Consider the following 25,796-nt stretch of genomic DNA (forward strand, 5'->3'; position numbering starts at 1 on the left):
TGTCTGTCACGCATTCACGTATGTTTCTTTTGAAAGAACACCTCCCTGGCCTGGTCCGTGGCAATTTCACTGCGGTAATGGTCGATCAGTTGACGCTGGCTAAACAGCTCGGTGGATTCGGTGGTGATTTCTTGAGCGGCTTGCTCGATTGTTTTCAAGCGCGCTGAAACGAACGCATGGGCGGGCACCCAATTGGTCGTGTAGCGGAAATCCGCGAACCAGAGCGTTCTGTTGGTTTTCCGATCCTTGATCTCATACCTGTCCAGGTAGCCATAGGGCGCTTTTTTGATGCGCTGCCGGCTTTTTTGCTTGGTGATGGAAATCTGGTTGCGGCTTTTAAGCCAGATGATGCCACTCATGGTCGGCGGGCGTTGCTTGATGACATTCAATAAGGTCTCGAATCCCAGCTCATAAAGGGCTTTCGATTGCGTCGTGAGTTGAGTGCGCAAGCGCTCGGCCGATTGCCGTTGTGCTTCAGGAAGCTCCGTCGTTTCGTTTGAAGCAACCCCATTGGCCTGATCGAGCGCCTTTTGAATGGCAGCGCTGACTTTCTCCATCCGGCTCGCGTGGGTGTTGAGGATCATCCCGATACCCGCGGGTGTCTGTCCCGGCTGTTTTGTGGCGAGATCGAACTGTGCCTTGAACGTGTCCAATCCGTTGATCAGGTCGGTGCCCTTCGTGACGCTGATAGCCAGCGCAGGCACTGCGGCCGGCTCGGCGTCGGGCCTCATGTGAGGTATCCATTCGCCGGTTTCCTTGCGATGGAACGTGACGATGATCTCCCCCGTGAACGGGTTCTTCACATCGACCCAATCCGTTTCTTCCATCATTTTCGATAGTCGGGGTTCACCACTGACCAGCCCCCAGAAACGCGCCCTGATAAAGGTTTTTCGAGGCCTGGGGCGTTGCTCGTAAGGAGAGCCTGCGGTTCGCTGGTTGCTTCTTTCATCGAGGGCGGATGCCAGATGACGCAAGGCGCGCTTTACGACCGTGCCGATGCCCTTGTGCAGGCGTGCCAGTTGTGGCGCGCGGACGCTGTCTTTGTATTCGCTACCCAGGTAGCTGAGGTGTTCATCGATGGCCATGAACTGTTCGGCCAGGCTGCCAAAGGCATCGATCTGCTCGTCCAGGCGGATTCTGCTTCGCTCATCGATCGCATCGCGCAGGCTTTGGAAAGCCACTGTGGCACTGTCAGCGACATGGTTGAATGCTTCCCAGGCTTCGGGCACTGACTCGACGCTTTCAAGTGAAAGGCAGAGGTGACGGAACATGTCCAGCTTGATCAGGCGAAGGTCGTCGCCTGTGTAGAGCGGCATCTTTTTACGGTGCTGTCGAACAAATTCGAAGCCCTCGCGCCCGATCTCCTTGAGTTGGGAGAAGCGCGTCTCGACGTAGTCCAGGCGTTCAATCATGTCGTCGCCGACGCTGACCATACTTTCGGCCGCCGCAATGTGCTGTTGCTCCAATACCCGGATCCTGGAGGTGACCATGCTTTTGGCTTTGCTCATGGCCGGGCTAAAGCGTTCTTGCAGTGCTTCCATCTCGGCGAAGGTGAAGTCTACCTGCGCGTTCAGATAGCCGAGCCTGGTACGGGGGTAGTCGGGTCTCGACTGGAAGACGGGCCATTCGATCAGCACCTTCAACGCCTCTTCGTAGCGCTCGCGCTGGGTTTTCAACGCACCGACATACGCATCGCGCAGGGTCTCCCTGGCAGGGCCCGAGGCCTCGTCCATCCGTCTCGATTCCATGGTCAGCAGTTTCTGGCTCTGCGGTTTCTTGGCTTCAAACCGGTTCAGTTCAGTCAGCAGTTCAACCCGGCGATGTTGCGCATCAGCAATGACTTTTTGCCTGACAGTCTTGGAGCTGGGGCCACTCTTACGCAGGCGAGTATCGATGTGCCATTCGCCATTGCGGTCACCCATGAGGAGGGGGCCGGTACGTGTGGGATCTTTCCCATCGACGATAGAGACCTGCTCTTCCTTCAGGCTCACCTTGAACCATTTGCCTGAGATTTTTGCGTACCGCTCCCCATGGTGCTCGTAGAGCCCTTTGAGCGGGCCGTCGGCGAGGGGATTTCCTGCCGCTTCGGGCTCTTTGACGCTGAATGGGTCAAGGAGCGTCATACTTTCTCTCGACCGGCTCATCAAGGCGCCACTGGAGCGAATGTTCTCGTAATGCTCGGCCGGCAGGGCTTTGCTCGTGAGCGTTGCGAGCTCTTGTATAGCCAGTTCATGTTGGGGTTTGAGCAGGCTCTCCAGTTCGCTTATCACCTCCTGTGCTTCCACCCGGCGGCCACGCTTGGTTTCCCTGGCATGGTCCAGGGTGTGGGTAATGAGCGCCAGTGAGAGATTCAGCAGCAGGTCCGCGAACACTTCCCACTTGGCCGGGCGATCGAGCATTTCGTTGTTTTGCGTCAACTTGTCGATATCGTCCAGCATTTGCCAGAGCCAGACCGCGGTGCCCGCGGTGACCCCCAAATAAGGCAATGCCAGGTTGAAAATCAGCCAACCGGCCTGTTTAAAAGTCTCCCAGCGATTTTCGCTGTTGGAGACCGATTGACGGTTGGCCAACTCGACCAGGGCATCGGCATTGGCCTTGAACAACTGTGGCAGGAAATCCACCCCCAGGGTCTTGTCGCTCAAACTGACGGGGCCGCTATTGGCCAATGACGTCAAAGGGGCCGCCACGAACGCTACGATGCTCCAGGGGGATGGCAGGAGGTCCGGGAAAACAAATCGGCCGTAATCGTCACGGACCCCATCGGGCAGCCACGCCAGCACCGATTGGCGTAAGGAAGGTGTTTGCTTGATCGTATACAAAAGGTTGCTGAACGACGGGTATTGGCTCAATTGCGGTTCCAGCATCGGTCGATAGAGCAGGCAAGGGCCGGCGTCCGAGTCCTGGGGGCCGATGATGAACATATTGGTCACGACGTCTTCCGAGTTGCCCACCTGCAGCTCGGGTACGAAGGCCAGTTTGCGCAGGACGATGGTTTTGCCGTCCACCTTGCGATCGGCTTCTTCGGGCTCCATCAGTGCCGCGATGTAGCGGTAGCCCCTTTCGTCCAGATTGCCTTGCCCACGGATCTTGCATTCCAGCGCCAGCATCGGCAGCTGAATGCGTAACTGGGCGATGTACAAACCTTCGCGCAGCGATGATTCTTCGGGATCGTCGAGCAGCTTTTGCCTGATCAGCTCAGGGTAAACCCGACCGATATCGACGGTGGTGATGAGATCTTCGACGTACTCGACAGTCAGCCACTTGGGTAACGTGTCGTCACCGAGCGATGTGACGGTTTTGTTGCCCACGGGCATTGCGATCAGGTTTTGCAGCGCCAGCTCAACCAGGCTGAACCGGGTGGTGTCGATCCTGCCGGGAACGACGAAACTCCCCCAGACAACGGGACTCCTTATCTCGATCTGGATGTGTTCCAGGTCGAGGCTCGACGCGTCGGTGTGTTCCGATTGCATCTGCTTTTTCAGAGCATCCAACGCATAGTCCTTGATGGAGGGAATGCCGTCCAGGTAGGTTCTGCCGGAGTGGATACTGGTCAATATTGACAGGTTCTTCATGTGCTGGGCGAACAGGATCTGGTCGGATGTCGAGGCAGCCTGCAACCAGTGGGGCACCTGCTTCTTGAACCAGGCCTCGATCGGGTCGTTGTCCTGGTCCTGGCCGCTGGCAGGCGGTTGTCCGGGCTCGTAGGGTGCCCTGATTTTCGCGCCGGAGGCGCCGATGATCTTGATTTGCTCGGCGATCAACCCGCAGGCCTTATGGTCGAAGATGTTGCCGTCGGGCTCATAGAGCCGCCATCGGATGGTCCTGTATCCGCGCGAATCCAGATGAGCTGGGAGCGACTGCCCCAGTGCGTGTTGCGAGCCGAACTTCTCGTAGCCGTTGAGCGTCGAGTACTTGAGGATGACCTCCTGGCTGTCGATTTTGCCGATCAGCACCACGATCGAGTTTTCATTCAAACGTGTCACTTCATCGTCGTTAACGCCGTCGACGTCGATCAGATAAGCGTGGGTGTCAAAACGGTTGTTGTCCTTGCGGCCCTGGCGATCGGGGTAGCGGAACAGGTGCATGGCCATTTCGCATTCAGTCGCGGTCCAGCCCCTGATCTGCCTGACGTCCCAGGCTCTGCGCAATGTACTGGAGAGATCATGCCAGCGTGGGCCGGATTCGCCGACTGAAGCATTCCAGTACGCCAGTTGTTGTTCCTGGCAGGCCGTCAACATGGTGGGTACCAGCTCGTTGATCAGGTTGCCAATCTGGTCGATGCGCACCGGCAAATGCACGTCGGGGGTTGTGAGCGGCAGTTGGGTCAGAAAGTGCAGCCCTTCGATCAGCAGAATGGGTTCTCCTTCGTTCGCGAGCCCCGCCAGCATGTCGCTGAGGGTTTCATAGCGGGTCTGACGCTCCACGATTTCGCCGTCGACAATGTCCCAGTTCGGCTCGCCGACCACGGTGGTATGGGGGTCGAGGTTCAGCGCGGGGTACAGCTTCTTGAGGGCATCGCGCAGGAGTATGGCGGCGACCTCTGGATAGGTGGGGCCCGCAAACAACTGGTTGAGTACCGCGTCCCTGGGGTTGGCATAGGACGTGGCGTTTGTGATCGTTGGGGGTTGTGTCATCTCAGTCTTCCGTCTCGCGATACTTGGAATTCCCGAAGCGAGCGCTTCGGGTTTTCCATGCTAGGAGGGCGTATGACTGGGAAGGTGGTAACTATGTATATGCCGCCTTACATCCCTGCACTTACTGTCCAGACTTGATCCGGGTCCAGGCTCGTGTCCGCGCGCGCTCGGCGTCCCTTGGCAACGGTTGCAAGGTGTAGAGCGTGGCCATCGCCGCCTCTGTCGGGTACAGGTTGGGGTTGTTGCGGATCGCCGGGTCGACCATGTCCGTGGCGTCCTTGTTCGGGTTCGGATAACCGACGAAATCGCTGACTGGCGCGATCACCTTCGGTTGCAGCAGATAGTTGATGAAGGTGTAGGCGTCGCCCGGGTTGGCGGCACCTTTGGGGATGGCGAGCATGTCGAACCAGATCGGTGCGCCTTCCTTGGGCAGGCGCATGTCCACCGTCACGCCGTTCTTGGCTTCCTTGGCGCGGTTGGCCGCCTGGGAGAAGCTGCCGGAGTAACCGACGGCCACGCAGATGTCGCCGTTGGCGATGTCGGCCATGTACTTGGACGAATGGAAATAAGTGATGTACGGACGGATCTTCATCAACAACGCTTCGGCCTTCGCGTAGTCCGCCGGCTTCTTGCTGTTGGGGTCCAGGCCCAAGTGCTGCAGGGCCAGGGGCAGGATCTCGGACGGCGAATCGAGCAATGCCACGCCGCACTGCTTGAGCTTGCTGATGTTCTCTTCCTTGAAGATCAGATCCCAGCTGTCCACCGGTGCGTTGTCACCCAGGGCGGCCTTGATCTTGTCCGGGTTGAAGCCGATCAGGATGGTGCCGTACATGTAGGGCACGGCGAACTTGTTACCCGGGTCGTTGGCTTCGATCAGCTTCATCAGCTTGGGATCGAGGTGGTTCCAGTTCGGTAGCTTGCTGCGGTCCAGGGGCTGGAACACCCCGGCTTCGATCTGCTTGGCCAGGAACACGTTGGACGGCACCACCACGTCATAGCCGGAATTGCCCGTCAGCAGCTTGGCCTCCAGGGCCTCGTTGGTGTCGAAGATGTCGTAGACCAGCTTGACCTGGCTGTTCTGCGCCTTGAAATCGTCCAGGGCCTTGGGCGTGATGTAGTCGAACCAGTTGTAGACGCGCAAGGTGCGCTCCTCGGCCTGGACCGCGCCGCAAAGCAGCGCGGCGCACAGGGCCGGGGCCATTAAACGCTTGAGTCTGTTCATGCTGTTATTCCTCATTGGGCGTTTTGGAAACCTTCAAGAACGTTCACGGCATTGATGCCGATTTCTGCCACCGCATAACCGCCTTCCATCACGAACAGCGTCGGTTTGCCGAGCGCCGCGATGCGCTTGCCCATCGCCAGGTAGTCCGGGCTGTCGAGCTTGAATTGCGAGATCGGGTCGTCCTTGAAAGTGTCCACGCCCAGGGACACGACGATGACATCGGCGTCGTAGCCCTGGATTTGCCCGCAGGCCTGTTCCAGCGCCGCGCTCCAGGTGTCCCAGCCTGAGCCGGCCGGCAAAGGGTAGTTGAAATTGAAGCCCTCACCTTGGCCCTCACCATGCTCATCCGCATAGCCCAGGAAAAACGGAAACTCGGCTTCCGGATGGCCGTGGATCGACGCGAACAACACGTCGCTGCGTTCGTAGAAAATCGATTGGGTGCCGTTGCCGTGGTGGTAATCCACGTCGAGGATCGCGACCTTCTTATGGCCTTGGTCGAGAAAGGCCTGGGCGGCGATGGCGGCGTTGTTGAGGTAGCAATAGCCGCCCATCAAGTCGCTGGCGGCGTGGTGCCCCGGTGGGCGGCACAATGCAAAGGCACTGCGCGCACCGCGCTGGATATCCGCCTGGGCGGTGAGGGCCACTTGCGCGGCGCTGTAGGCGGCCTGCCACGTGCCGGCGGTAATCGGCGCACCGCCGTCGAAGCTGTAATAGCCGAGCTGGCCGTGCAGGCTTGTCGGGATGACCGTGCGCAGGGTCCGTGCCGGCCAAGTGAAAGGCAGCAAATCGCCGTCGCGCTCGAACTCAGCCCAGCGATCCCACGCACCTTTGAAAAAATCCAGGTAGGCCGGACTGTGGATACGCTGGATCGGTCCCAGGCCAAAATCCTGCGGCGCCTCCACCGGCCCGAGTGCCCGCGCCTTGACCCGCTCCAGCACATGATCGGCCCGGGACGGCATCTCGAAACAGGGCATCAACTGCCCATCCATCAATTCGCAGCGCCCGTGGTGCAGGTGGTGATCGTCCGAGTAAATCGTCAGCATTTTTTGTTCTCCGCAAGGCTGATCCGTTTGAACACAGTCTTGCGGCGCGCGGCGTTTCAGAGAACGGCAGGAGAGGCCAAAAGGGGATCGAAATGGCCAAAAGATTTGACCGTAAATCGCCCCTTGTTGGCGCAGGTGTGCGCGGGGTTGGGGCAGAAGGGCAGCTTTATGCGGCGATTTGTGGAGAGGGAAACTTGCTTCCGCTCGGCGGCGTAGCTGTCGTGGTGTGGTTGATGCGGTGTGTCTGGAAAAGGGAAGGAGAAGAATAAATGAATGGCCGGCCCCCCAGAGAGACCGGCCATTGCGTGCATCTTTTGAATCATTGGGGCTTGATGGCGGGAAGCGAAAGGGCTGCCCGAATTTCGTTCAAGGACTCGTAGAAATCCTTAGTGATTCCAAACAACCCTTTGCGAATCTCGTGAATCAGAGCCTCGTCATCTTGTTTGGCGATCTCAATGAACAAGGCGAACGTCAAGGAAATGCCTCGTGGCAGTCGCATGTAGCCCTTTTGGACTAGCTGCTTGGCACGCAGCTCGAGCAGTGGAAGGTTCCCTTTAAACACGGCATCCACTTTATCGATGCTATCGAGCTTCAGTTTGGTGCTGAGGTAGCGGTCATATTGGATGGTGTGCTCACTTTCATACCATTCCGAAAGAATCTCGATTCCGAATTTTTTCCCCAGCTCGGTATCCATCGCCGAAACCAGCAAATTCGACCGCGCGTAAGTGGAGATGTAGTTGTAAAACTCCCGCTCCAGCGTCTCAAGGATCAAGGTGTTTTTCGATTTGCCAAGCGTATTGGCAACGGCAGCGATGGTCTTGTCCAAGCTGCTGCTCAAATTACGCAGCGTGTAGGAGACCGTTTCGGCCTTTTCAGCATCAGTCATGGGAATGATTCCGGTAAAGCCCCTCGGAAGTAGAGGAGACGTAACCATCCTATTGTCTGAGAACCAATTTATCAATAGTGGTTCAAATTATTTTAAATGGTTCTTCTTGCGAAAAATGAATCTCTTCGGATTCGGAACACGTTTTATTTCAAGGCGACCATTGCCAGTCCCCTGTGGGAGCGAGCCTGCTCGCGATAGCGATGTCACAGGCAACATCCATGTTGGATTGATGCCCTTATCGCGAGCAGGCGCGCTCCCCCATTTTGGACTTGAAGGGTCAGGCAGAGGCTGCGCCAACCCCCACGGTGGTCCGCAACCGTCCTTCCAACCGGCGCTTGAGCCCGCGGGATTCGATCAGCAGTTTCGAGCCCTTGCTGGCGTTTGCCCGGCCCCATTCTTCCAGCAGCTCCAGGCACGAGTGGTCGATGTAGCTCAGGTTATTGAGCGGCACATGCACGGTGGCGCCTGTCGGTATGGTGCCCAGCACTTGGGTCAACGCCGGGACCTTGAGGAAGGTTGCCGCCCCGACCAACCGCAGTTCCATCTCACCGTCACTGGGCAGGTCGATCAGGCTGATTTTCAGGCGCGAGGCTTTCCAGGCTAGTTTCGCCAGGGTCAGGCCGAAACCGATCAGTACACCGGTCAACAGGTCGGTGAAGATGATCGCCAGCGCCGTGGCGGCGTAGGTGAACATCGGCATCCGGCCATAGCGGCCCAGGCTGCGAAACGCCTTGAGGTCCACCAGTTTGAAACCGGTGTACACCAGCACACCCGCCAGGCTCGCCACCGGAATGCTTTGCAGCACGCTGGACAGCAACAGCACGAAGAGCAACAGCCACAGGCCGTGGAAAATCGTCGACATTCGTGTAGTGGCTCCGGCCTGGACGTTGGCCGAGCTGCGCACGATCACGCCGGTCATTGGCAAGGCGCCGAGCAGGCCGCAGAGCATGTTGCCGATGCCTTGCGCCGACAGTTCCCGGTCGAAGTCCGCACGTTCACCGCTGTGCATGCGATCCACGGCGGCTGCTGACAGCAGGGTTTCGGCGCTGGCGATGAAGGCCACGGCGAACGCGGCGATCAGCAGCGTAGGGTCGGCCAGGTTCAGCAGGTCGGCCGGACGCAGCCAATCAATGGCTTCGGCGAGGTTCTCGGGGACTTCCACGCGTTTGACCTGCAAGGCCAGCAGCAGGCTGGCGACGGTCGCCAGGCCTACGCCAAGCAAGGCGCCAGGAATGAAGCGCAGGCTGTGGGGGCGAAATTTTTCCCACAGCCACATCACCGCAATCGTCGACAACCCGAGCAGGCCGGCCTGCCAGCCAAAGGATGGCAAAGCCTGGGCCACCGCTGCCGGGAACGCCGCCAGGTTATCCAGCCCTGACGGCTTGGGCGCGGCGTCAAGCATCACGTGGACCTGGGACAACACGATCAGCACGCCGATACCGGCGAGCATCCCGTACACCACCGCAGGTGCGGTGACCCGAAACCAGCAGCCCAGGCGAAAGCGCCCGGCCAACAATTGCAGCAGACCGGCCAGCAGCAGGATCGGCCCGAGCATTGCCACGCCATGCTGGCGCACCAACTCGAAGACCAGCACCGCCAACCCGGCGGCCGGGCCACTGACTTGCAGCTTGGAACCTGCCAGGAAACCCACCACCAAACCACCGATGATCCCGGTGATCAGGCCTTTGGCCGGTGGCAGGCCGGAGGCGATGGCAATACCCATGCACAAGGGTAGCGCCACCAGGAACACAACCACCGAAGCCAGCAGCTCCCGTGGCAGAACAGCTTTTAATTGAGCAGCACGCATGGCGACTCTCCCGCAGTTTTCTTCAGGCATGGCGAGGCCCTACCGCGCAAACAGCGGTAAGGCTTGAACCACACGAGGATGTTTAGGAGTGGTTAGAAGCGCGCTTTGGGCGTCGCCACCGGTATCGGATGGCTGCCATCGAGCGGCAGGAAACGTCCCTGGTCCGCGTCGTAGGCTTTGATCTCGCTGGTCTCGATGTTGTACACCCAACCGTGGATGAACAACTGACCGCTGGCCATGCGCGAGGCCACCGAAGGGTGCGTTCGCAAATGCTGCAACTGCGCGATCACGTTCTCTTCGGTGAGGATGGGCATGGTTTGCTTTTCGTCACCGCACGGACAGTTGTCGTGGACCATGGTCTTGGCCACTTCGGCGTGGCGCAGCCAGGCTTTTACCGTGGGCATTTTTTCCAGGGTGTCGGGGTTGAGCACCGCACGCATGGCGCCGCAATCGGAATGGCCGCAGACAATGATGTGCTGCACGCCGAGGGCCAGCACGGCGTACTCGATGGCCGTGGAGACGCCGCCGTTCATCTGCCCGTAAGGCGGAACGACGTTGCCGACGTTGCGGGTCACGAACAGGTCGCCGGGGGAGCTATGGGTGATCAACTCGGGCACGATGCGCGAATCGGCGCAGGTGATGAACATCGCCCGGGGTTTCTGGGCGGTGGCGAGTTTCTTGAAGAGTTCTTCCTGCTGCGGAAAGATCTCGTGATGGAAATGCAAAAAGCCGTCAACAATATGCTGCAGCGCTGCATCGGCGGTTTCCGCCTCGGGTTGGGCTGAAGCCGACGCAGCCAACGGCTGTTTATCCTTGTCACTCATGATTCATCCTCTTTTTGACGGTCTGACGCCAGTGGCTGGTTAAAAAACATCCAGGTCGAGATGTTCGACCCGTCAGTCACTCGCTGAACAAGGTAGCGGCCGAAACTTAACTCAAACTGAAATCGAAGGCTCTAGGACAACGATTCCAGGGGTGGCGAAACACTGGCGCAGTTCATGTCCAGTGGCCTTTCCAAGGTCAACTTTAATCAAATCAAAGACATCTGTCGGCCGGGCGGACAGAAGGCATCGCAATCAAGAGTGTATCCCTCGCGGCGCTCAAGCCCCAAGCGCTTGAGTGCCTTGGCGAAACGCTGGGCCAGCAGGTCGGCGAACGGGCCCTCGCCGCGCATCCGCGCACCGAAGCGGCTGTCATACAGTTCACCGCCGCGACTCTGGCGAACCAGGCTCAGCACGTGGGCGGCGCGTTGCGGGTAGTGCGCCTGCAACCACTCCTCGAACAGCGGCGCGACTTCCAGCGGCAGGCGTAGCATGACGTAGGCGGCATTCTGGGCGCCGGCGGCGTGGGCTTCGGCCAGCAGGCTTTCGATCTCGCTGTCATTGATCATCGGGATCATCGGTGCACACAGCACCCCCACGGCAATACCCGCCTCGCGCATGACCTTGATCGCCCGCAGCCGTGCCTTGGGTGCCGCCGCGCGGGGTTCGAGAATGCGCTTGAGTTCATCGTCCAGGGTGGTGAGGCTGATCATCACGTGCACCAGGCGTTGTTGCGCCAGCTCGGTCAGCAGGTCCAGGTCGCGCAGGATCAACGACCCCTTGGTGACGATGGTCACCGGATGCCGATAACGCAGCAGCACTTCGAGAATCCGCCGGGTGATCCGTTGTTCGCGCTCGATAGGCTGATAGGGATCGGTGTTGGAACCCAGTGCGATCGGCGCGCATTGATAGCCGCGCCGGGACAATTGCTCTTCCAGCACATCGGCGGCATTGGTCTTGGCGATCAGCTTGGTTTCGAAATCCAGCCCCGGCGACATGTCCCAATAGGCGTGGCTGGGCCGCGCATAGCAGTAGATGCAGCCGTGTTCGCAGCCGCGGTACGGGTTGATCGAGCGGTCGAAGGGAATATCGGACGAGGTGTTGCGGGTAATGATGGTCTTCGCCATTTCGATGCGCACTTCGGTGCCCTGGGTTGGCGGGACTTCCTGGTGCCAACCGTCATCTTCAGCCACCGAGCGACTCGGGGCGAAGCGGTTGTGCGGGTTGGCGGCGGTGCCGCGACCGCGCGGCGCAGGGGGGCTGGGCATGGGAATACTCCGAAAGCTGTATGTGCATACAGTATTCGCTGTATGCGATTAAGGCCAGTGCCATTCAGCAGTCCAAATACCGGATCATCGTTCACAACACTTTGACGTTCTCCTCACAGGCTTTTAACCGCAGCGAGCCGAGACTGAGCCTCTCGTATTTCTTCATATTCGGTCGTCCGTGCATGCTCAAATTCTGCTCCCGTTCGTTGCTCTGCCTGGCCTTGCTCACCGGGCTGGCCGAGGCGCCCGCCCAAGCGGCCGATTCCCCTGAGGCGAGGCCTGCTGAATGGGCGCAACCGGTGGAGAAGGACTACAACCTCTACCAGATGTCACCGACGCTCTACCGCAGCTCCCTGCCGGACGGCGGAGCGCTGCCTTTGCTGACGAAGCTCAGGATCGGCACGGTCATCACTTTCCTGCCGGAGTCGGACAAGCGCTGGCTGTCCACCCCCGGCATCGAGCAAGTGCAATTGCCCTATCGCACCAATCACGTCGATGACAGCGACATACTCAGGGCCTTGCGCGCCGTCCAGGCGGCCGAAGCCAAGGGGCCGGTGCTGATGCACTGCAAGCACGGCTCGGACCGCACCGGGCTGGTGGCCGCCATGTACCGGGTGGTGGTGCAGGGCTGGAGCAAAGAGGATGCCTTGAACGAAATGACCGAAGGTGGCTTCGGTGACAGCCATCATTTCAAGGACGGAGTGCGCTACATGATGCAGGCCGATGTCGACAAACTCCGCACGGCGTTGGCAAACGGCGATTGCAGCACCAGCGTCTTTGCCCTTTGCTCCCTGGAAAGTTGGGTCAACTCGACCACCACGACCCATCACCTTGACCCTCAGGCTGCGCTTCCCGAGCGCTGATCGGTCACGTGTCCAAGAACGCCTGGATCGATTCTGACAACGGTCGCGAATCGCCCGGCCCGAAAATCGTTTCGCGCAACGCCCGCCCGGTTTGCGGATTGAACAGCCCAGCGCGCTTGAATCTCTGGAACACGATCTTGGCCATTGCCCTGGACCAGGCATAGGCGTAGATCCCGGCTGCATAGCCGGTCACTAAATAGTCCAGGCCATTGGGCCAGCGTTCGTTCATGAACACGGGCAAATGCCCTACCTGTGTATTGATTCGATCGAATATTTGTTGGGCACTTTGTCCATCGCCATGGCTGCAGTGCAGTTCCATGTCGAATAACGCATCGCGCAAGAACCCGGCAATCTCCCAACTGGTCTGGGTATTGAGATAAAGCAGCAACTGGTCGGCGACTTTGTCCGGCAGGGGCGCCCCGGTTTGGTGATGCTTCGATATACGGATCAGGCATTGCTTGGTAAAGCACCATTGCTCGAACAAGACCCCGGCAAATTCGGCCGTATCCCGGGAAAGCTCCGAGATACCCGAAATGTCGTGATATTCAGCCCGGGCCAATACATGGTGCAGGCAATGGCCGAACTCATGAAAAAGGATTCGCAGTTGCCGATGATCCAGCAATACAGCGCTTGCACCTGAACCACGCGGCAGCCAGCCATGCAAAACGGCGATAGGGTGCCGAGGCCGGCCCTCGGCGGTGATGCGGCGGTTTCGCATGGCGGTGGTGTGGGGGAAACCCTCCTGATTCGCATCCTCGAACGGATCGAAATACACATAGCCGATGGTCTCGTCCCGCTCGCGGACTTCGAAAAGACGCACCTGCGCATGCCAGGTAGCCACCTCCCGACGCTCGACGATGTCCACGCCGAACAGCTCCTTTGCGATCAGTAACAGCTGCGAAAACGTGGACTCCAGCGTAAACCAGGCGCTGACGGTCTGCTCTGAAACGCCGGCCGTTTGCTGACGAAGCTTTTGCGCCAGGTACTGATAATTCCAAGGCTGCAACTCGCTGAAACCTTGCTGCGCGGCAAAGGTCTCCAGCTGCTCGGCGTCCCGGATAAACACGCTTTGCTGGTGTTCGAGCTGCCCTTGCAGGAACGTCAGAACCTGTTCAGGCGACTCGGCTTGTTCCGCCTCGAGCACCATTTGAGCGTAATTCGAATAACCCAGTAAGGTCGCGTACTGGTGACAGTCCCTAAGCAACTGCGAAAGTACTTCGCCGTTATCGAACTGACCGGCATGGGGCCCTTGATCCGACGCCCGTGTGCTGTAGGCAACATACATTTGCTTGCGCAAAAGTTGATTGTCAGCGTAACGGCTGACGACGCGAAACGAGTGCTCATTGAGCGTCAGTAACCATCCCTTGCGCCCAGCCTTGCGTGCCCGCTCGGCCATGTCTTGTTTGAAAGACGACGGGAGGCCGCTCAGTTGAGCTTCATCGTCAAACGTTTTGCTCCAGGCTCTATTGGCCTCGTGCAAGTGCTCCAGGAACAGGCTCCGGGCGCCTCGGATACGCAATTTCAGGTCGTTCAAGTCCGCCTGTGAGGTAGATGCCAACCCCTCCAGGCGAAATTGCCGGAGGATTTTTTTCAGCGTTCTTTTTCTCGCTACAGTGAAATGCTGGGCTATCGGGCTGTCTGCCAGGCGTTGGTAGAGTTGAAACAGTTGAGAATTTTGCTTCAACGATCTCTGGAAATCCTGCAACCGCTCGCTGCAGTCGAGCGAAGCCTGTGTCCAAGTATCACCGGTCCTGGTTGAGGTCAGACGGTTCAGTAGGTAGTCGAACCCTTTCAATCGGGCATGGATTTCATCCATGGCCAACACCAGATCGTCCCACGTGGGAAACGGTGTTTGAGTCTCGATGATGGCGGCCACTTGATCGCGGCTCTCAGTGAGGATCCGATCGAGGGCCGGGGAAAAGTGTTCGGCTTGAATCCGCGAAAAAGGGGGCAGGTCATAGGCCTGCAACAGCGGATTATTGTCATTGGGCATAAGGCGCCTTCCGTGGTCTGGACTGGATGAACAGTCTGCTCAGGAAGGTGTGGCGCAGGGCGATATATATGTACCGCTTCCGGGCCCGTGGGCCCGGAAGTGCTGCCGGATAATTCAGTCGGTTTTTTTCTTCAACTTGGGGTTGGGGAAAAACTGCACCGCCTGGACCTTGGCATCCGGCACTTTAAGCGCCGAGGTGTTGACCCGGGTGCCCAATTCCTTGGGCACCGACAGGCCTTGCTCGTTGAGTGTGTCGGAGTAACCGCAGGCCACGCATTCACGGTGCGGTACGCCGTCTTCGTTCCACATCATCAGTTTGTCCGGCTCGCTGCAGGCCGGGCAGACCGCCCCGGCGATAAAGCGTCTCTTGGTAATCACAGGCCCCTCGCTCATGCTGCCGCGTCCTCGGTCAGGCCGCTATGGCGCAAGAGTGCGTCAATCGACGGCTCACGGCCACGGAAGTCGACGAACAGCACCATGGGCTCCTGGGAACCGCCACGGGCCAGGATGGCTTCGCGGAAGGCACGACCGGTGGCAGCGTTGAGCACGCCGTCCTCTTCGAACTTGGAGAACGCATCCGCTGACAGTACTTCCGCCCATTTGTAGCTGTAGTAGCCCGCCGCATACCCGCCGGCGAAAATGTGCGCAAAGCTGTTGGGGAAGCGGTTATAGGCCGGCGGACGCATGACCGACACCTCGTCGCGCACGCCTTCGAGCACTTGCAGCACGCCGCGTCCGTCGCCGTGGGTGGCGTGCAGCTCGAAGTCGAACAGCGAGAACTCCAGTTGGCGGACCATCATCAGGCCGGACTGGAAGTTTTTCGCCGCGAGCATTTTTTCCAGCAGGTCCTGGGGCAGCGGTTCGCCGGTTTCGTAGTGGCCGGAAATCAGCGCCAGGCCTTCAGGCTCCCAGCACCAGTTCTCCATGAACTGGCTTGGCAGTTCCACGGCATCCCAGGCCACGCCGTTGATGCCGGACACGCCAGCGTGCTCGACGCGAGTCAGCAGGTGGTGCAGGCCATGGCCGAACTCGTGGAACAGGGTGGTGACTTCGTCGTGGGTCAGCAGCGCCGGCTTGCCGCTGTCGGCCGGGGTGAAGTTGCACACCAGGTTCGCCACAGGGCTTTGCAGTACACCCTCGATCGTACGGCGACGGTCGCGGGCGCCGTCCATCCAGGCGCCGCCACGCTTGTTGGCGCGGGCGTAGAGGTCGAAGAAGAAGCGGCCGACATGCTGGCCGTTCTCCTTGATTTCGAACAGGCGCACATCCGGATGCCAAGTGTCGAAACCTTTCAGTTCGGCGATTTCGATGCCGTACAGGCGTTGCACGATGGCAAACAGGCCGCTCAGCACTTTGTCGATCGGGAAGTAGGCGCGCAGGGCTTCCTGGGCCACGCTGTAACGCTGCTGGCGCAGTTTTTCACCGTAGAAACCGCTGTCCCAGCTTTGCAGGTCGGGGCAGCCCTGTTCGGCGGCGAAGGCTTTGAGCTGCTCCAGGTCCAGGGCGGCGAACGGCTTGCTGCGCTTGGCCAGGTCACGCAGGAAGTTGAGGACCTGATCGCTGGATTCGGCCATCTTGGTCGCCAGGCTCAACTCGGCGAAGTTGGCGAAACCGAGCAGTTGGGCCAGTTCCTGACGCAGGTCGAGGATCTGTTCCATCACCGGGCCGTTATCGTTCTGACCGGCATTCGGGCCCTGGTCGGAAGCGCGGGTGCAGTACGCCGCGTAGACTTCTTCACGCAGGGCGCGGTCTTCGGCGTAGGTCATCACCGCGTAATAGCTGGGGAATTCCAGGTTGATCAGCCAGCCGTCCAGTTCCTTGGCCTGGGCAGCCGCGGCCATTTGCGCCTTGGCCGAATCGGTCAGGCCGGCGAGGGCGGCTTCATCGGTGACGTGCTTGGTCCAGGCCTGGGTTGCATCCAGCAGTTGATTGGAGAAGCGGCTGCCCAGCTCGGAGAGTTTGCTTTGCACTTCGGCGTAACGCTTCTGCTGCTCGGGCGGCAGGTCGATGCCCGACAGGCGGAAGTCGCGCAGGGAGTGTTCCAGGATGGTTTTCTGCGCCACGTCGAAACCAGCGGCTTCGGGGCTGTTGGCCAAGGCTTCGAAAGCCTGGAACAGTTCGCGGTTCTGGCCCAGTTCCGTGGAGTAGGCACTCAGCGCCGGCAGGCAGGCCTCGTAGGCCTCGCGCAGTTCAGGGCTGTTGCGCACGGCGTTCAAATGACTGACCGGGCTCCAGGCGGCGCCCAGGCGATCATTGAGCTCGTCCATCGCCAATACCAGGCCGGCCCAGGTAGGCTGCTGGACTTGGGTCTTGAGGAGTTCGGCGATGGCGGCACGGTTGTCAGCCAGGATCTGCTCGATGGCCGGTTGCACGTGCTCGGCACGGATCGTCGAGAATGGCGGCAGGTCGTAGGATTGCAAAAGAGGGTTGTTCACGCTCACGGTTGACACCTTGGCTGGAAGAAACATGGGCCCATCTTAATTACAATCGACGTTCACCGCAGCTAGCAGCGCCTATCACTGGATAAGAGAGAGCCTATCGTGACCCTTCGTACGTACCAGAACCACAGCCCGCGGCTAGCCCGTGGCGCTTTTGTCGACAGCACCGCGGTGGTGATCGGCGACGTCGAAATCGGCGAAGACAGCTCCGTCTGGCCGCTGACGGTGATTCGCGGTGACATGCACCGCATCCGTATCGGTGCGCGTACCAGCGTCCAGGATGGTTGCGTGCTGCACATCACCCATGCCGGTCCCTTCAATCCCGATGGCTTCCCGCTGTTGATCGGCGACGACGTGACCATCGCCCACAAAGTCATGCTCCATGGCTGCACCGTAGGCAGTCGGATCCTGATCGGCATGGGCAGCATCGTCATGGACGGCGCGGTGGTCGAAGATGATGTGATCATCGGTGCCGGCAGCCTCGTACCGCCGGGCAAGCACCTGGAAAGCGGCTTCTTGTATGTGGGCAGCCCGGTGAAACAGGCCCGGCCACTGACTGACAAGGAGCGCGCTTTTTTCACTTACAGCGCGGCGAACTACGTGAAGCTCAAGGATCTGCACTTGGCCGAAGGCTACGACCAGGTCTGAATCGCCCGCCACTCCCAGGAATGTTCATGCATTACCAAACCGTACTCTTCGACCTCGACGGCACCCTCACCGACCCCCGCGAGGGCATCACCCGTTCGATCCAGTTCGCCTTGAGCAAACTGGGCATCGACGAACCCGACCTGACCCGCCTCGAGCACTTCATCGGCCCGCCGCTGTTGCAGGCCTTCATGCAGTTCTATGACTTCGACGAAGCGAAGGCCTGGGAGGCGGTGAATTTCTATCGTGAGCGATTCAAGGTCACCGGCCTTTATGAGAACCGTGTCTTCGACGGCGTGATGCCGCTACTGGAAACCTTGGGCGGCCAAGGGCGCCAGTTGTACATCGCCACCTCCAAACCCTGGGTCTTCGCCCGGGAAATCGCCCGTCATTTCGACTTCGCCCGGCACTTCAAGGTGATCTACGGCAGCGAACTGGACGGTACCCGCACAAACAAGGTCGAACTGATTGCCCACCTGCTGGCCGAAGAAAGCCTCGACCCGGCCAGCACCCTGATGATCGGCGACCGCAAACACGACCTGATCGGCGCCCACAGCAATGGGCTGGATGCGGCAGCGGTGGGGTATGGGTTTGGTAGCCATGAAGAACTCAGCGCCGAGCGCCCGGCGTATCACTTCCAGACGGTGGACGAGCTGCATCAGGCGTTTTTGCGGGGTTAGTCATATTGCAATCGCGGGCAAGCCTTGCTCCCACAGAGCAGTACCTGGAATGCCTGAGGGCGGCATGCACCCTGCCTGTTGTTCGCGCAATCAGTTTGGAGAGTCCTATCTCCTGCAATTCGATCAGCCAGTGAAAATGGTCCGGCATCACCACCCAGGCCAACGAATGGGCAAATTGCTCTTCCTGAGCCTTCCGAAAGGCATCAACCACCAAGCGTCCTGTCTCGAAGCGACCAAAAAACGGCTCGCGGTCGCGCGTATTCACTGTCAATAAATAGATTTGCCCAGACTGCGAATAACGTCCGGAACGTAACTGTTGGGAATGAGGCCGTGTGGTCACAAGTGATCATCCTTAATCTGTCCTTTAGTTCAAGGCTAGGACAGCAGGAGTAGATCCGGCTTGGAATGTTGGAGCAGGATGTGTCTGGTTTGACGCCATCGCGGGCAAGCCTTGCTCCCACATCAGGACCGGAACTGGCTTGGCGCTACCCCGCTCCAGCGCACGAAGGCATGGCGAAAACTGGCGGTTTCGCTGAAGCCCAGGCGTTCGGCGATGCGATGGATCGGCAACTGGTCCTCGCAGAGCATCTGCTTGGCCCGTTCGAAGCGCAGTTCGTCCAGCAGTTCCTGGTAGCTGCAACCCAGATCCTTGAGGTGCCGGCGTAAGGTGCGCGCCGAGCAGTTCATTTGTTCGGCCAGGCCTTCCAGTCCGGGAGCGGCGTCCAGTTGGGCGGCGAGCAGCTGGCGAATCCGCCCCAGCCAGGCCTGGCGGCCGGTGAACTCGGTGTTCTGCCGGCGGCAGCGTTCGGCCATGGCGTGATGGGTGATGGGGTCGGCCAGGGGCAAGGGTTGGTCGAGCCAGTGTCGCTCGAAAGCGAAAGCATTATCGACGCTGTCAAAGCGCACTGGGCAATCGAATAGCGCTGCGTAACGCGCCTGGTAATCGGGTGCCGGATGTTCGAAGCGTGCTGCGCGCAATGGCAGCGTGTGGCCGAGCAGGTCGTTGCAGATGATATTCAGCGAAACCATGCAGAACTCGGCATTGAACACCGCCAGGGCCGGGTTTTCCCGATAATCGCTGGCGCTGAACCATATGCAGTCGCCGTCATCGTCCAGGTTCAGGTCGAAGAGTGTTCCCAATAGCGCCGGATAGCGCAGCGCCAGGCGCAAGGCGTCACCTAAGGTGGCACTGGTGAGCAGGGCGTAGCCGAGCATGCCGTAGGACGAAACGTGCATGCGCAGGCCCAGTTCCAGGCCGATGTCGCGCTTGAGGGCCACGGCGTTGGCGCAGACCTGCATCTCCTGGTTGGTGGTGATGCGCGTGTCGGCCCGGCTCAGGTCCGCCGCGCTGATGCCGCTGCCGGCCAGCAACGCATCACTGGACAGCCCTTCGCTTTTAAAGGTGCTGAGTACCAGTGAGACGGCGTTCAGGGTGGTGAGGTGAGAATGAAGCATGTCCGTTTCCAGCCTGGGGAAGCTGGAAACGGAGCAAGTTATATGCCGGGCGAAGATTGCAAGGCTTGAGCGGGCCCTGTGGGTGTCAGCTCAGCTCGCCACACAGGTCCAGCTCCACCAGCCGCCGAACTTCGTCTACCGGCAAGCCCGCGCCAATCAACGCCTGCAACTTGCCAAGCGCAGCCTCGCGAGTCATGCCGCCGCCGGAGAGTACGCCAACGCCACGCAAGCGACTGCCAGCCTCGTACACGTCCAGCTCGACGCCACCTTCATGGCATTGGGTCACCGCCACCACCACCACGCCGTTGTCCCGCGCTCGCTCGAGGCTGGCGAGGAAGGCCGGGTTGTCGCTCGGCCCGGTACCGCTGCCATAGCACTCCAGCACCAGACCCTGGATGCCACTACCCAGCAGGCCATCGAGGATCTGCGCGCTGATGCCGGGAAACAGTGGCAGCGCCGCGATGTTCGCCAATTGCTTGGGCTGGTCGTAATTCAACTGCACCGGCAGGGAGGATGCCTTGGCGCCGCCGCCCTGGCGCTCCAGGCGCTTGAACGGGTGACGACCGAAGCTGCGCACTTTCGCGCAACGGGTCGGTGCCAGCAGTTCGCCGTGGAAGTACAGGTGCACGCCCGGCGCCAGGCCATGGCCGAGCGCGACCAGTGCGCCGCTGAGGTTTTCCCAGGCGTCGCTGTCGGTCACGCCGGCGGGCAACATGGAACCGGTGAAGCAGACCCGCGCATGCAGGCCCAGCAGTTGGAAGCTCATCGCCGCTGCGCTGTAGGCCAGGGTGTCGGTGCCATGCAGGATCAGTACGCTGTCGCAGCCCTGCACGTCCACGGCATCGACCACTGCTTCGCGCAGTTGCTGCCAGTAGGCCGGGGTCATGTTGGCGCTGTCGATCAGCGGCGACATTTCCCGGAAGCGCCATTGCGGCACGACGAGTTCGGGTTGGCTGTGCAGGTAATCACGCATCCGCGCTTCGAAACCGGATGCCGGGGCCAGGCCGTGGGCGCTGGCCTGCATGCCTATGGTACCGCCGGTGTAGAGCACCATGACGTGCTGGGCGGCGGGGTAGGTGGTGGAATTCATGGTTGTTCTCCGAGGACGAAAACGGCAGCTTGGGTTAGCCGCCACAACATAAGGTCGAGCATGACGCCGACCTTATGCTGTGTCACGCCGGGCGCAGGGGATGCGCCCGGTTTTTTCCAAACAGCTTGTTACCGATCAGCGTTGCGCTGCGGTCACGCCAGCAACAGCGGCGTCAGGCTTGGTAACCGGCGTCGAGGGGGTCGCAGGCCAAGCCTTGCGGTCCAGGTCCAGATCCGGGAACTTGCTGGAGTCGAAGACTGGCGTCTTGATACCGGCCGAACGCTGGTCATCGTAGTCGCGCAGGATGCGCATGCCGACCTTGAACAGCAGGAACAGCGCGATCAGGTTCACGAACGCCAGCAGGGTCATGGTGATGTCGGCGAAGGCGAACACGGTGCTGAGGTTTTCGATGGCGCCCCAGAAAATCAGGACCAGGACCAGCGCGCGGTAGACGATCAGGGCCTTGCGGTTTTCACCCAGCATGAAGCGCAGGTTGTTTTCGCCCAGGTAGTAGTTGTAGAGGATCGAGGTGAAGACGAACAGCGCCAGGGCCACGGAGATGAACATCCGGCCCCAGTCACCGACTACGGCTGCCAGGGAGTTCTGGGTCAGGGCAATGCCGTCGCCTTCGAAGCCTGGGGTGTAGAAGCCCGACAGCAGGATCAGCAGCGCGGTGCAGGTGCAGATCACGAAGGTGTCGAGGAACACGCTGAACGCCTGTACCACGCCCTGGGCAACCGGGTGCTCGACGGAGGCTACGGCGGCCACGTTAGGCGCACTGCCCAGGCCGGCTTCGTTGGCGAACACGCCACGCTTGACGCCCATGACGATGGCACTGCCGATCAGGCCGCCAAAGGCCTGGTCGAGGCCGAAGGCGCTCTTGACGATGGTCGCCAGCATGGCCGGTACGTGGTCGAACTGCAGCACGATCACGTAAATGGTCACGGCGATGTATGCCAGGGTCTTGACCGGTACCAGCAGGTCGGCAACCTTGGCGATACGCTTGATCCCACCGATGAACACCAGGCCCAGCAGCACCGCCAGGCCCAGGCCGGTGTAGGTGGTGTCGAAGCCGAAGGCGTTGTTCAGCGAGTGGGTGACCGCGTGGGCTTGCAGGCCGTTGAAAGCGAAGCCGAAGGTGACCAGCAGCAGGAACGCCATGATCATGCCCAGCCAGCGCTTCTGCAGGCCGTGCTGGATGTAGTAGGACGGGCCGCCACGGTACTGGCCTTCGGAGTCGCAGCGCTTGTAGAGCTGGCCGAGGGAGCATTCGAAGAAGCTGCTGGACATGCCGACCAGAGCGGTCACCCACATCCAGAAGACTGCACCCGGACCGCCAAGGGTCACGGCGATGCCGACACCGGCAATGTTGCCCGCGCCGACACGGCCAGCGAGGCTGAGCATCAGGGCCTGGAAGGAGCTGAGCTGGTCGGTGCTGCTTTTCAGACTGTCACGGAAGACCGTGAACATGTGAAAGAAATGACGGAACTGTACGAAACGCGAGCGGATCGTGAAGTAGCCACCGAGCCCGACAATGAGCACGATCAGCACTTTCCCTGAAAGGAAGTCGTTGATGACTTCGAGCATGAGTATTCCTCGCTGTTTTTTGTTTAAGCAAATACTGGCCATTTGGAAACATTGCGTTACATCGGTCGGCGCGCGGCACGACAGGTGAGGGCGATGTTGCGTCCCGGTCCATTTTTTGCGGGTTTGTTATTAGTTCGGTTTTCGCATGTTTAAGGGTCTCGCTGCCGACGACCGCTCATGCGAAGAGGGGCGGCACTATACCTATCAGTGCGGTGCCCGTCTGCACAGTTGTGGTGCGTCCGACGAAACGGATCCTTTGAAACACCTGGCCTTTCGGTCAGGTTCTTGTGGGGGCGAGCTTGCTCGTGTTGGCTGGCGACGCGGTTTACAACGGGCAGCGCGTCGTCGTTTATCACGAGCAGGTTCCTTCCCACAGGTTCGGTCATCCTTGGCTGCTATCAATTAAAAAAAGGGCTTGGGGAATATTCCCCAAGCCCTCAAAAGGTGAGAGGTGTCTAGTCCCTCGACCTGGTGAGCGGTGCTCGTGTCGATCACGCTTTGAGCGGGACCAGACGCGGAGCGATCATGTTTTCCGGGCGCAGGATGTCGTCGAGCATGGCGTCGTCGAGCAAGCCTTCTTCGCGCACCAGTTCCAGCACGCCGCGGCCACTTTCCAGGGCAACGCGGGCGATGCGGGTGGCGTTTTCATAGCCAATGTATGGGTTCAGGGCGGTGACCAGGCCGATCGAGTGCTCGACCAGTTCGCGGCAGCGCGCTTCGTTGGCGGTGATGCCGACGATGCAGTGCTCGCGCAACATGTCCATGGCCCGTTGCAGCAGGCGGATCGAGTCGAAGATCTTGAAGGCGATCAGCGGTTCCATCACGTTCAGTTGCAGTTGGCCGCCTTCGGCCGCGATGGTCAGGGCCAGGTCGTTGCCGATGATCTGGAACGCCACCTGGTTGACCGCTTCCGGGATCACCGGGTTGACCTTGCCGGGCATGATCGAGCTGCCTGGCTGACGGGCCGGCAGGTTGATTTCGTTGATGCCGGTGCGTGGGCCGCTGGACAGCAGGCGCAGGTCGTTGCAGATCTTCGACAGCTTGACCGCGGTGCGCTTGAGCATGCCGGAGAACAGCACGAAGGCGCCCATGTCGGAGGTGGCTTCGATCAGGTCGGCGGCCGGGACCAGCGGTTGGCCGCTGATGGTTGCCAGGCGCTGCACGGCCAGGGCCTGGTAGCGCGGGTCGGCGTTGATGCCGGTGCCGATGGCGGTGCCGCCCAGGTTCACTTCGGTGAGCAACTCAGGCGCCAGGGTTTTCAGGCGTGCCAGGTCTTCGCTCAGGGTGGTGGCGAAGGCGCGGAATTCCTGGCCGAGGGTCATCGGCACAGCGTCTTGCAGCTGGGTGCGGCCCATTTTCAGGACATGGCTGAATTCTTCACCCTTGGCCGCGAACGCCTGGATCAGGCTGTCGAGGCTGGCCAGCAAGGCGTCGTGGCCCAGCAGCAGACCCAGGCGGATCGCAGTCGGGTAGGCGTCGTTGGTGGACTGCGCCATGTTCACGTCGTTGTTGGGGTGCAGGTATTGGTACTCGCCTTTCTGGTGGCCCATGGCCTCCAGCGCGATGTTGGCGATGACTTCGTTGGCATTCATGTTGGTCGACGTGCCGGCGCCGCCCTGAATCATGTCCACCACGAATTCTTCGTGGAAATCGCCGCGGATCAATCGTGCACAGGCTTCACTGATGGCTGCGTGCTTGGCTTCGCTGAGCTGGCCCAGTTCACGGTTGGCGTCAGCGGCGGCCTGTTTGACCATGGCCAGGCCGACCACCAGCTTGGGGTAATGCGAGATCGGGACACCGGAGAGACGGAAGTTGTTTACCGCTCGCAGGGTCTGGATGCCGTAATACGCTTGCGCCGGTACTTCGAGTACGCCAAGCAGGTCTTTTTCTGTGCGGAATGATGCAGCGGAGGACATGATAGAAATCATCTCGATAAGGACCCGGTCTGAGCCGGAACGCTGCGAATCCTAGGCTCTGGGAAAAATTAGGGCCAATGCTGTTAAACACTGGGCTATGCATATTCGGCATAATGCCGGTGTGACGCCGGCGGCGCGGCGAACGTGTGACCTGTTTTGGTGCGTTTAAGGGAGGGTGGTGGGATGAATCTTGAAAGCAAATGGCTTGAGGACTTCAGTGCCCTGGCCGCTACCCGTAGTTTTTCCCAGGCGGCCGAGCGGCGCTTCGTGACGCAGCCGGCGTTCAGTCGGCGAATCCGTAGCCTGGAGGCGGCGCTGGGACTGACCCTGGTCAACCGTTCGCGTACGCCCGTCGAGCTGACGGCGGCGGGGCAGTTGTTCCTGGTGACGGCGCGCACGGTGGTCGAGCAACTGGGTGAAGTGCTGCGCCATTTGCATCATCTGGAAGGCGGACAGGGCGAAGTCATTCAAGTGGCCGCCGCCCACTCCCTGGCGCTGGGATTTTTCCCGCGCTGGATCGCGCAATTGCGCAACGAGGGGATGAACATTGCCACGCGGCTGGTGGCGACCAACGTGGGCGACGCCGTCCACGCCCTGCGTGAGGGGGGCTGCGACCTGATGCTGGCCTTCTACGATCCGGATTCGGCCATGCAGATGGACCCGGAGATCTTCCCGTCGCTGCATCTGGGTCAGACCGAGATGCTCCCGGTGTGCGCCGCCGATGCCAACGGCAACCCGCTGTTCGACCTTGAAGGTGAGGCCAGCGTGCCGTTGCTGGCCTACAGTGCCGGGGCGTTCCTCGGGCGTTCGGTCAACCAGTTGCTGCGCCAGCGAGCCCTGCGTTTTACCACGGTCTACGAGACGGCCATGGCCGACAGCCTGAAAAGCATGGCCCTGGAAGGCTTGGGCATCGCCTGGGTGCCGCACCTGAGCGTACGCGCCGAACTGGCCCGGGGGGAGCTGGTGATCTGCGGCGGCCCGCAATGGCACGTGCCGTTGGAGATCCGCCTGTACCGCTGCGCCCTGGTGCGCAAGGCCAATGTGCGGTTGTTGTGGCGCAAGCTTGAGGGTGGTGTGGCGCAGGGTGTGGTCAGCTCCTGATCACGACAACCTACCTGTGGGAGATTCTATGTTGCAGGGGAACCCTGCAACCGTGAATTTGGTTGGTATTCGCTCTGATTTTTCATCAGGGCGAATGCTACCCGACACAACTTGCGGGCGAGGATAACCAAGGCCTGAGTTCTGGCCAGGCCTCGTGCCAAGAAGGCCTCATAGTAAGGTTTCCAGGCAGGAGACCGACAGGCCGCCATCGCGGCGTTGTGCGCCAGGCGTCGTAGCTCCCCGTCCCCTTTTTTGCTCAAGTGACGAGGACTGTGCTTCTTCCCTGAATCTTTTGGACGCAAATCCATCCCCAAGAAAGCAATGAATGCATCGCCACTGACAAAGTG

General features: G+C 60.2%; 19 protein-coding genes and 1 pseudogene. 4 read left to right on the forward strand and 16 right to left on the reverse strand.

The window, feature by feature from the left end:
• Nucleotides 1-14: 14 nt before the first annotated feature.
• The 7 genes from DTP52_RS08600 to DTP52_RS08630 form a co-directional block, all read right to left on the reverse strand.
• On the reverse strand, nucleotides 15-4,634 hold the full coding sequence (locus tag DTP52_RS08600; RefSeq protein ID WP_109752934.1) for a dermonecrotic toxin domain-containing protein: 4,620 nt from the start codon (nucleotides 4,632-4,634) through the stop codon (nucleotides 15-17).
• Nucleotides 4,635-4,755: 121 nt separating this feature from the next.
• Complete coding sequence (locus DTP52_RS08605) at nucleotides 4,756-5,856, reverse strand: polyamine ABC transporter substrate-binding protein (protein ID WP_109752935.1); 1,101 nt, start codon at nucleotides 5,854-5,856, stop codon at nucleotides 4,756-4,758.
• Nucleotides 5,857-5,867: 11 nt separating this feature from the next.
• Entirely contained in the window at nucleotides 5,868-6,899 is a 1,032-nt protein-coding gene (locus DTP52_RS08610; RefSeq protein ID WP_109752936.1) for a histone deacetylase family protein, read from the reverse strand.
• 319 nt (nucleotides 6,900-7,218) lie between these two features.
• The gene (locus DTP52_RS08615; RefSeq protein WP_109752937.1) at nucleotides 7,219-7,785 is read right to left on the reverse strand and encodes a hypothetical protein; all 567 of its coding nucleotides are present in this window, start codon (nucleotides 7,783-7,785) and stop codon (nucleotides 7,219-7,221) included.
• A gap of 277 nt (nucleotides 7,786-8,062) precedes the next feature.
• Nucleotides 8,063-9,592 carry a SulP family inorganic anion transporter gene (locus DTP52_RS08620; protein WP_109752938.1) on the reverse strand — a complete coding sequence of 510 codons (1,530 nt, stop codon included), beginning with the start codon at nucleotides 9,590-9,592 and terminating at the stop codon, nucleotides 8,063-8,065.
• Between the two features lie 92 nt (nucleotides 9,593-9,684).
• Nucleotides 9,685-10,416 carry a carbonic anhydrase gene (locus DTP52_RS08625; protein WP_109752939.1) on the reverse strand — a complete coding sequence of 244 codons (732 nt, stop codon included), beginning with the start codon at nucleotides 10,414-10,416 and terminating at the stop codon, nucleotides 9,685-9,687.
• Nucleotides 10,417-10,622: 206 nt separating this feature from the next.
• Nucleotides 10,623-11,681, reverse strand: coding sequence for a PA0069 family radical SAM protein (locus tag DTP52_RS08630; protein WP_109752940.1), 1,059 nt, complete (start codon nucleotides 11,679-11,681; stop codon nucleotides 10,623-10,625).
• A gap of 182 nt (nucleotides 11,682-11,863) precedes the next feature.
• Here DTP52_RS08630 and DTP52_RS08635 point away from each other — a divergent pair, with 182 nt between their 5' ends.
• Nucleotides 11,864-12,544 (forward strand): tyrosine-protein phosphatase, encoded by a 681-nt coding sequence (locus DTP52_RS08635; RefSeq protein ID WP_109752966.1) that lies wholly within the window; start codon nucleotides 11,864-11,866, stop codon nucleotides 12,542-12,544.
• Nucleotides 12,545-12,548: 4 nt separating this feature from the next.
• Here DTP52_RS08635 and DTP52_RS08640 read toward each other — a convergent pair whose 3' ends face one another.
• The 3 genes from DTP52_RS08640 to prlC all read right to left on the reverse strand — a co-directional run bounded on the left by DTP52_RS08640 (nucleotide 12,549) and on the right by prlC (nucleotide 16,978).
• Nucleotides 12,549-14,537, reverse strand: coding sequence for a M3 family metallopeptidase (locus DTP52_RS08640; RefSeq protein WP_109752941.1), 1,989 nt, complete (start codon nucleotides 14,535-14,537; stop codon nucleotides 12,549-12,551).
• A gap of 114 nt (nucleotides 14,538-14,651) precedes the next feature.
• Nucleotides 14,652-14,930: a YheV family putative zinc ribbon protein gene (locus DTP52_RS08645; RefSeq protein ID WP_047230061.1), complete on the reverse strand. Its 279-nt coding sequence runs from the start codon at nucleotides 14,928-14,930 to the stop codon at nucleotides 14,652-14,654.
• Entirely contained in the window at nucleotides 14,927-16,978 is a 2,052-nt protein-coding gene (gene prlC / locus DTP52_RS08650; protein ID WP_109752967.1) for an oligopeptidase A, read from the reverse strand. The genes DTP52_RS08645 and prlC overlap by 4 nt, the downstream gene beginning before the upstream one ends.
• 99 nt (nucleotides 16,979-17,077) lie before the next feature.
• On the opposite strand from prlC, the gene DTP52_RS08655 reads away from it, so the two are divergent.
• Entirely contained in the window at nucleotides 17,078-17,623 is a 546-nt protein-coding gene (locus DTP52_RS08655; RefSeq protein WP_109752942.1) for a gamma carbonic anhydrase family protein, read from the forward strand.
• 26 nt (nucleotides 17,624-17,649) lie between these two features.
• Nucleotides 17,650-18,300, forward strand: a complete 651-nt coding sequence (locus tag DTP52_RS08660) for an HAD family hydrolase (protein WP_109752943.1) — start codon at nucleotides 17,650-17,652, stop codon at nucleotides 18,298-18,300.
• Between the two features lie 70 nt (nucleotides 18,301-18,370).
• Here the strand turns inward: DTP52_RS08660 and DTP52_RS08665 are convergent.
• From DTP52_RS08665 to aspA, 5 genes and pseudogenes are all read right to left on the reverse strand, one after another.
• Nucleotides 18,371-18,640 (reverse strand): annotated as a pseudogene (locus tag DTP52_RS08665) (transposase); the annotation flags it as partial.
• A gap of 122 nt (nucleotides 18,641-18,762) precedes the next feature.
• Nucleotides 18,763-19,755, reverse strand: a complete 993-nt coding sequence (locus DTP52_RS08670) for an AraC family transcriptional regulator (RefSeq protein WP_109752944.1) — start codon at nucleotides 19,753-19,755, stop codon at nucleotides 18,763-18,765.
• A gap of 85 nt (nucleotides 19,756-19,840) precedes the next feature.
• On the reverse strand, nucleotides 19,841-20,845 hold the full coding sequence (locus DTP52_RS08675) for an asparaginase (protein WP_109752945.1): 1,005 nt from the start codon (nucleotides 20,843-20,845) through the stop codon (nucleotides 19,841-19,843).
• Between the two features lie 135 nt (nucleotides 20,846-20,980).
• A complete protein-coding gene (locus tag DTP52_RS08680) occupies nucleotides 20,981-22,432 on the reverse strand; it encodes a sodium:alanine symporter family protein (protein WP_109752946.1) in 1,452 nt (483 codons plus the stop codon).
• A 491-nt stretch (nucleotides 22,433-22,923) separates the two neighbouring features.
• Nucleotides 22,924-24,348, reverse strand: a complete 1,425-nt coding sequence (gene aspA, locus DTP52_RS08685) for an aspartate ammonia-lyase (protein ID WP_003196363.1) — start codon at nucleotides 24,346-24,348, stop codon at nucleotides 22,924-22,926.
• A gap of 183 nt (nucleotides 24,349-24,531) precedes the next feature.
• Between aspA and DTP52_RS08690 the strand changes: the two genes are divergently transcribed.
• Complete coding sequence (locus tag DTP52_RS08690) at nucleotides 24,532-25,449, forward strand: LysR substrate-binding domain-containing protein (RefSeq protein WP_109752947.1); 918 nt, start codon at nucleotides 24,532-24,534, stop codon at nucleotides 25,447-25,449.
• Between the two features lie 26 nt (nucleotides 25,450-25,475).
• Here DTP52_RS08690 and DTP52_RS08695 read toward each other — a convergent pair.
• The coding region (locus tag DTP52_RS08695) for a transposase (RefSeq protein WP_146206839.1) at nucleotides 25,476-25,796 on the reverse strand (321 nt) is incomplete at its 5' end.

Source organism: Pseudomonas sp. 43mfcvi1.1 (assembly GCF_900115935.1).
In the GTDB taxonomy this organism is placed as follows: Bacteria; Pseudomonadota; Gammaproteobacteria; order Pseudomonadales; family Pseudomonadaceae; genus Aquipseudomonas; species Aquipseudomonas bijieensis.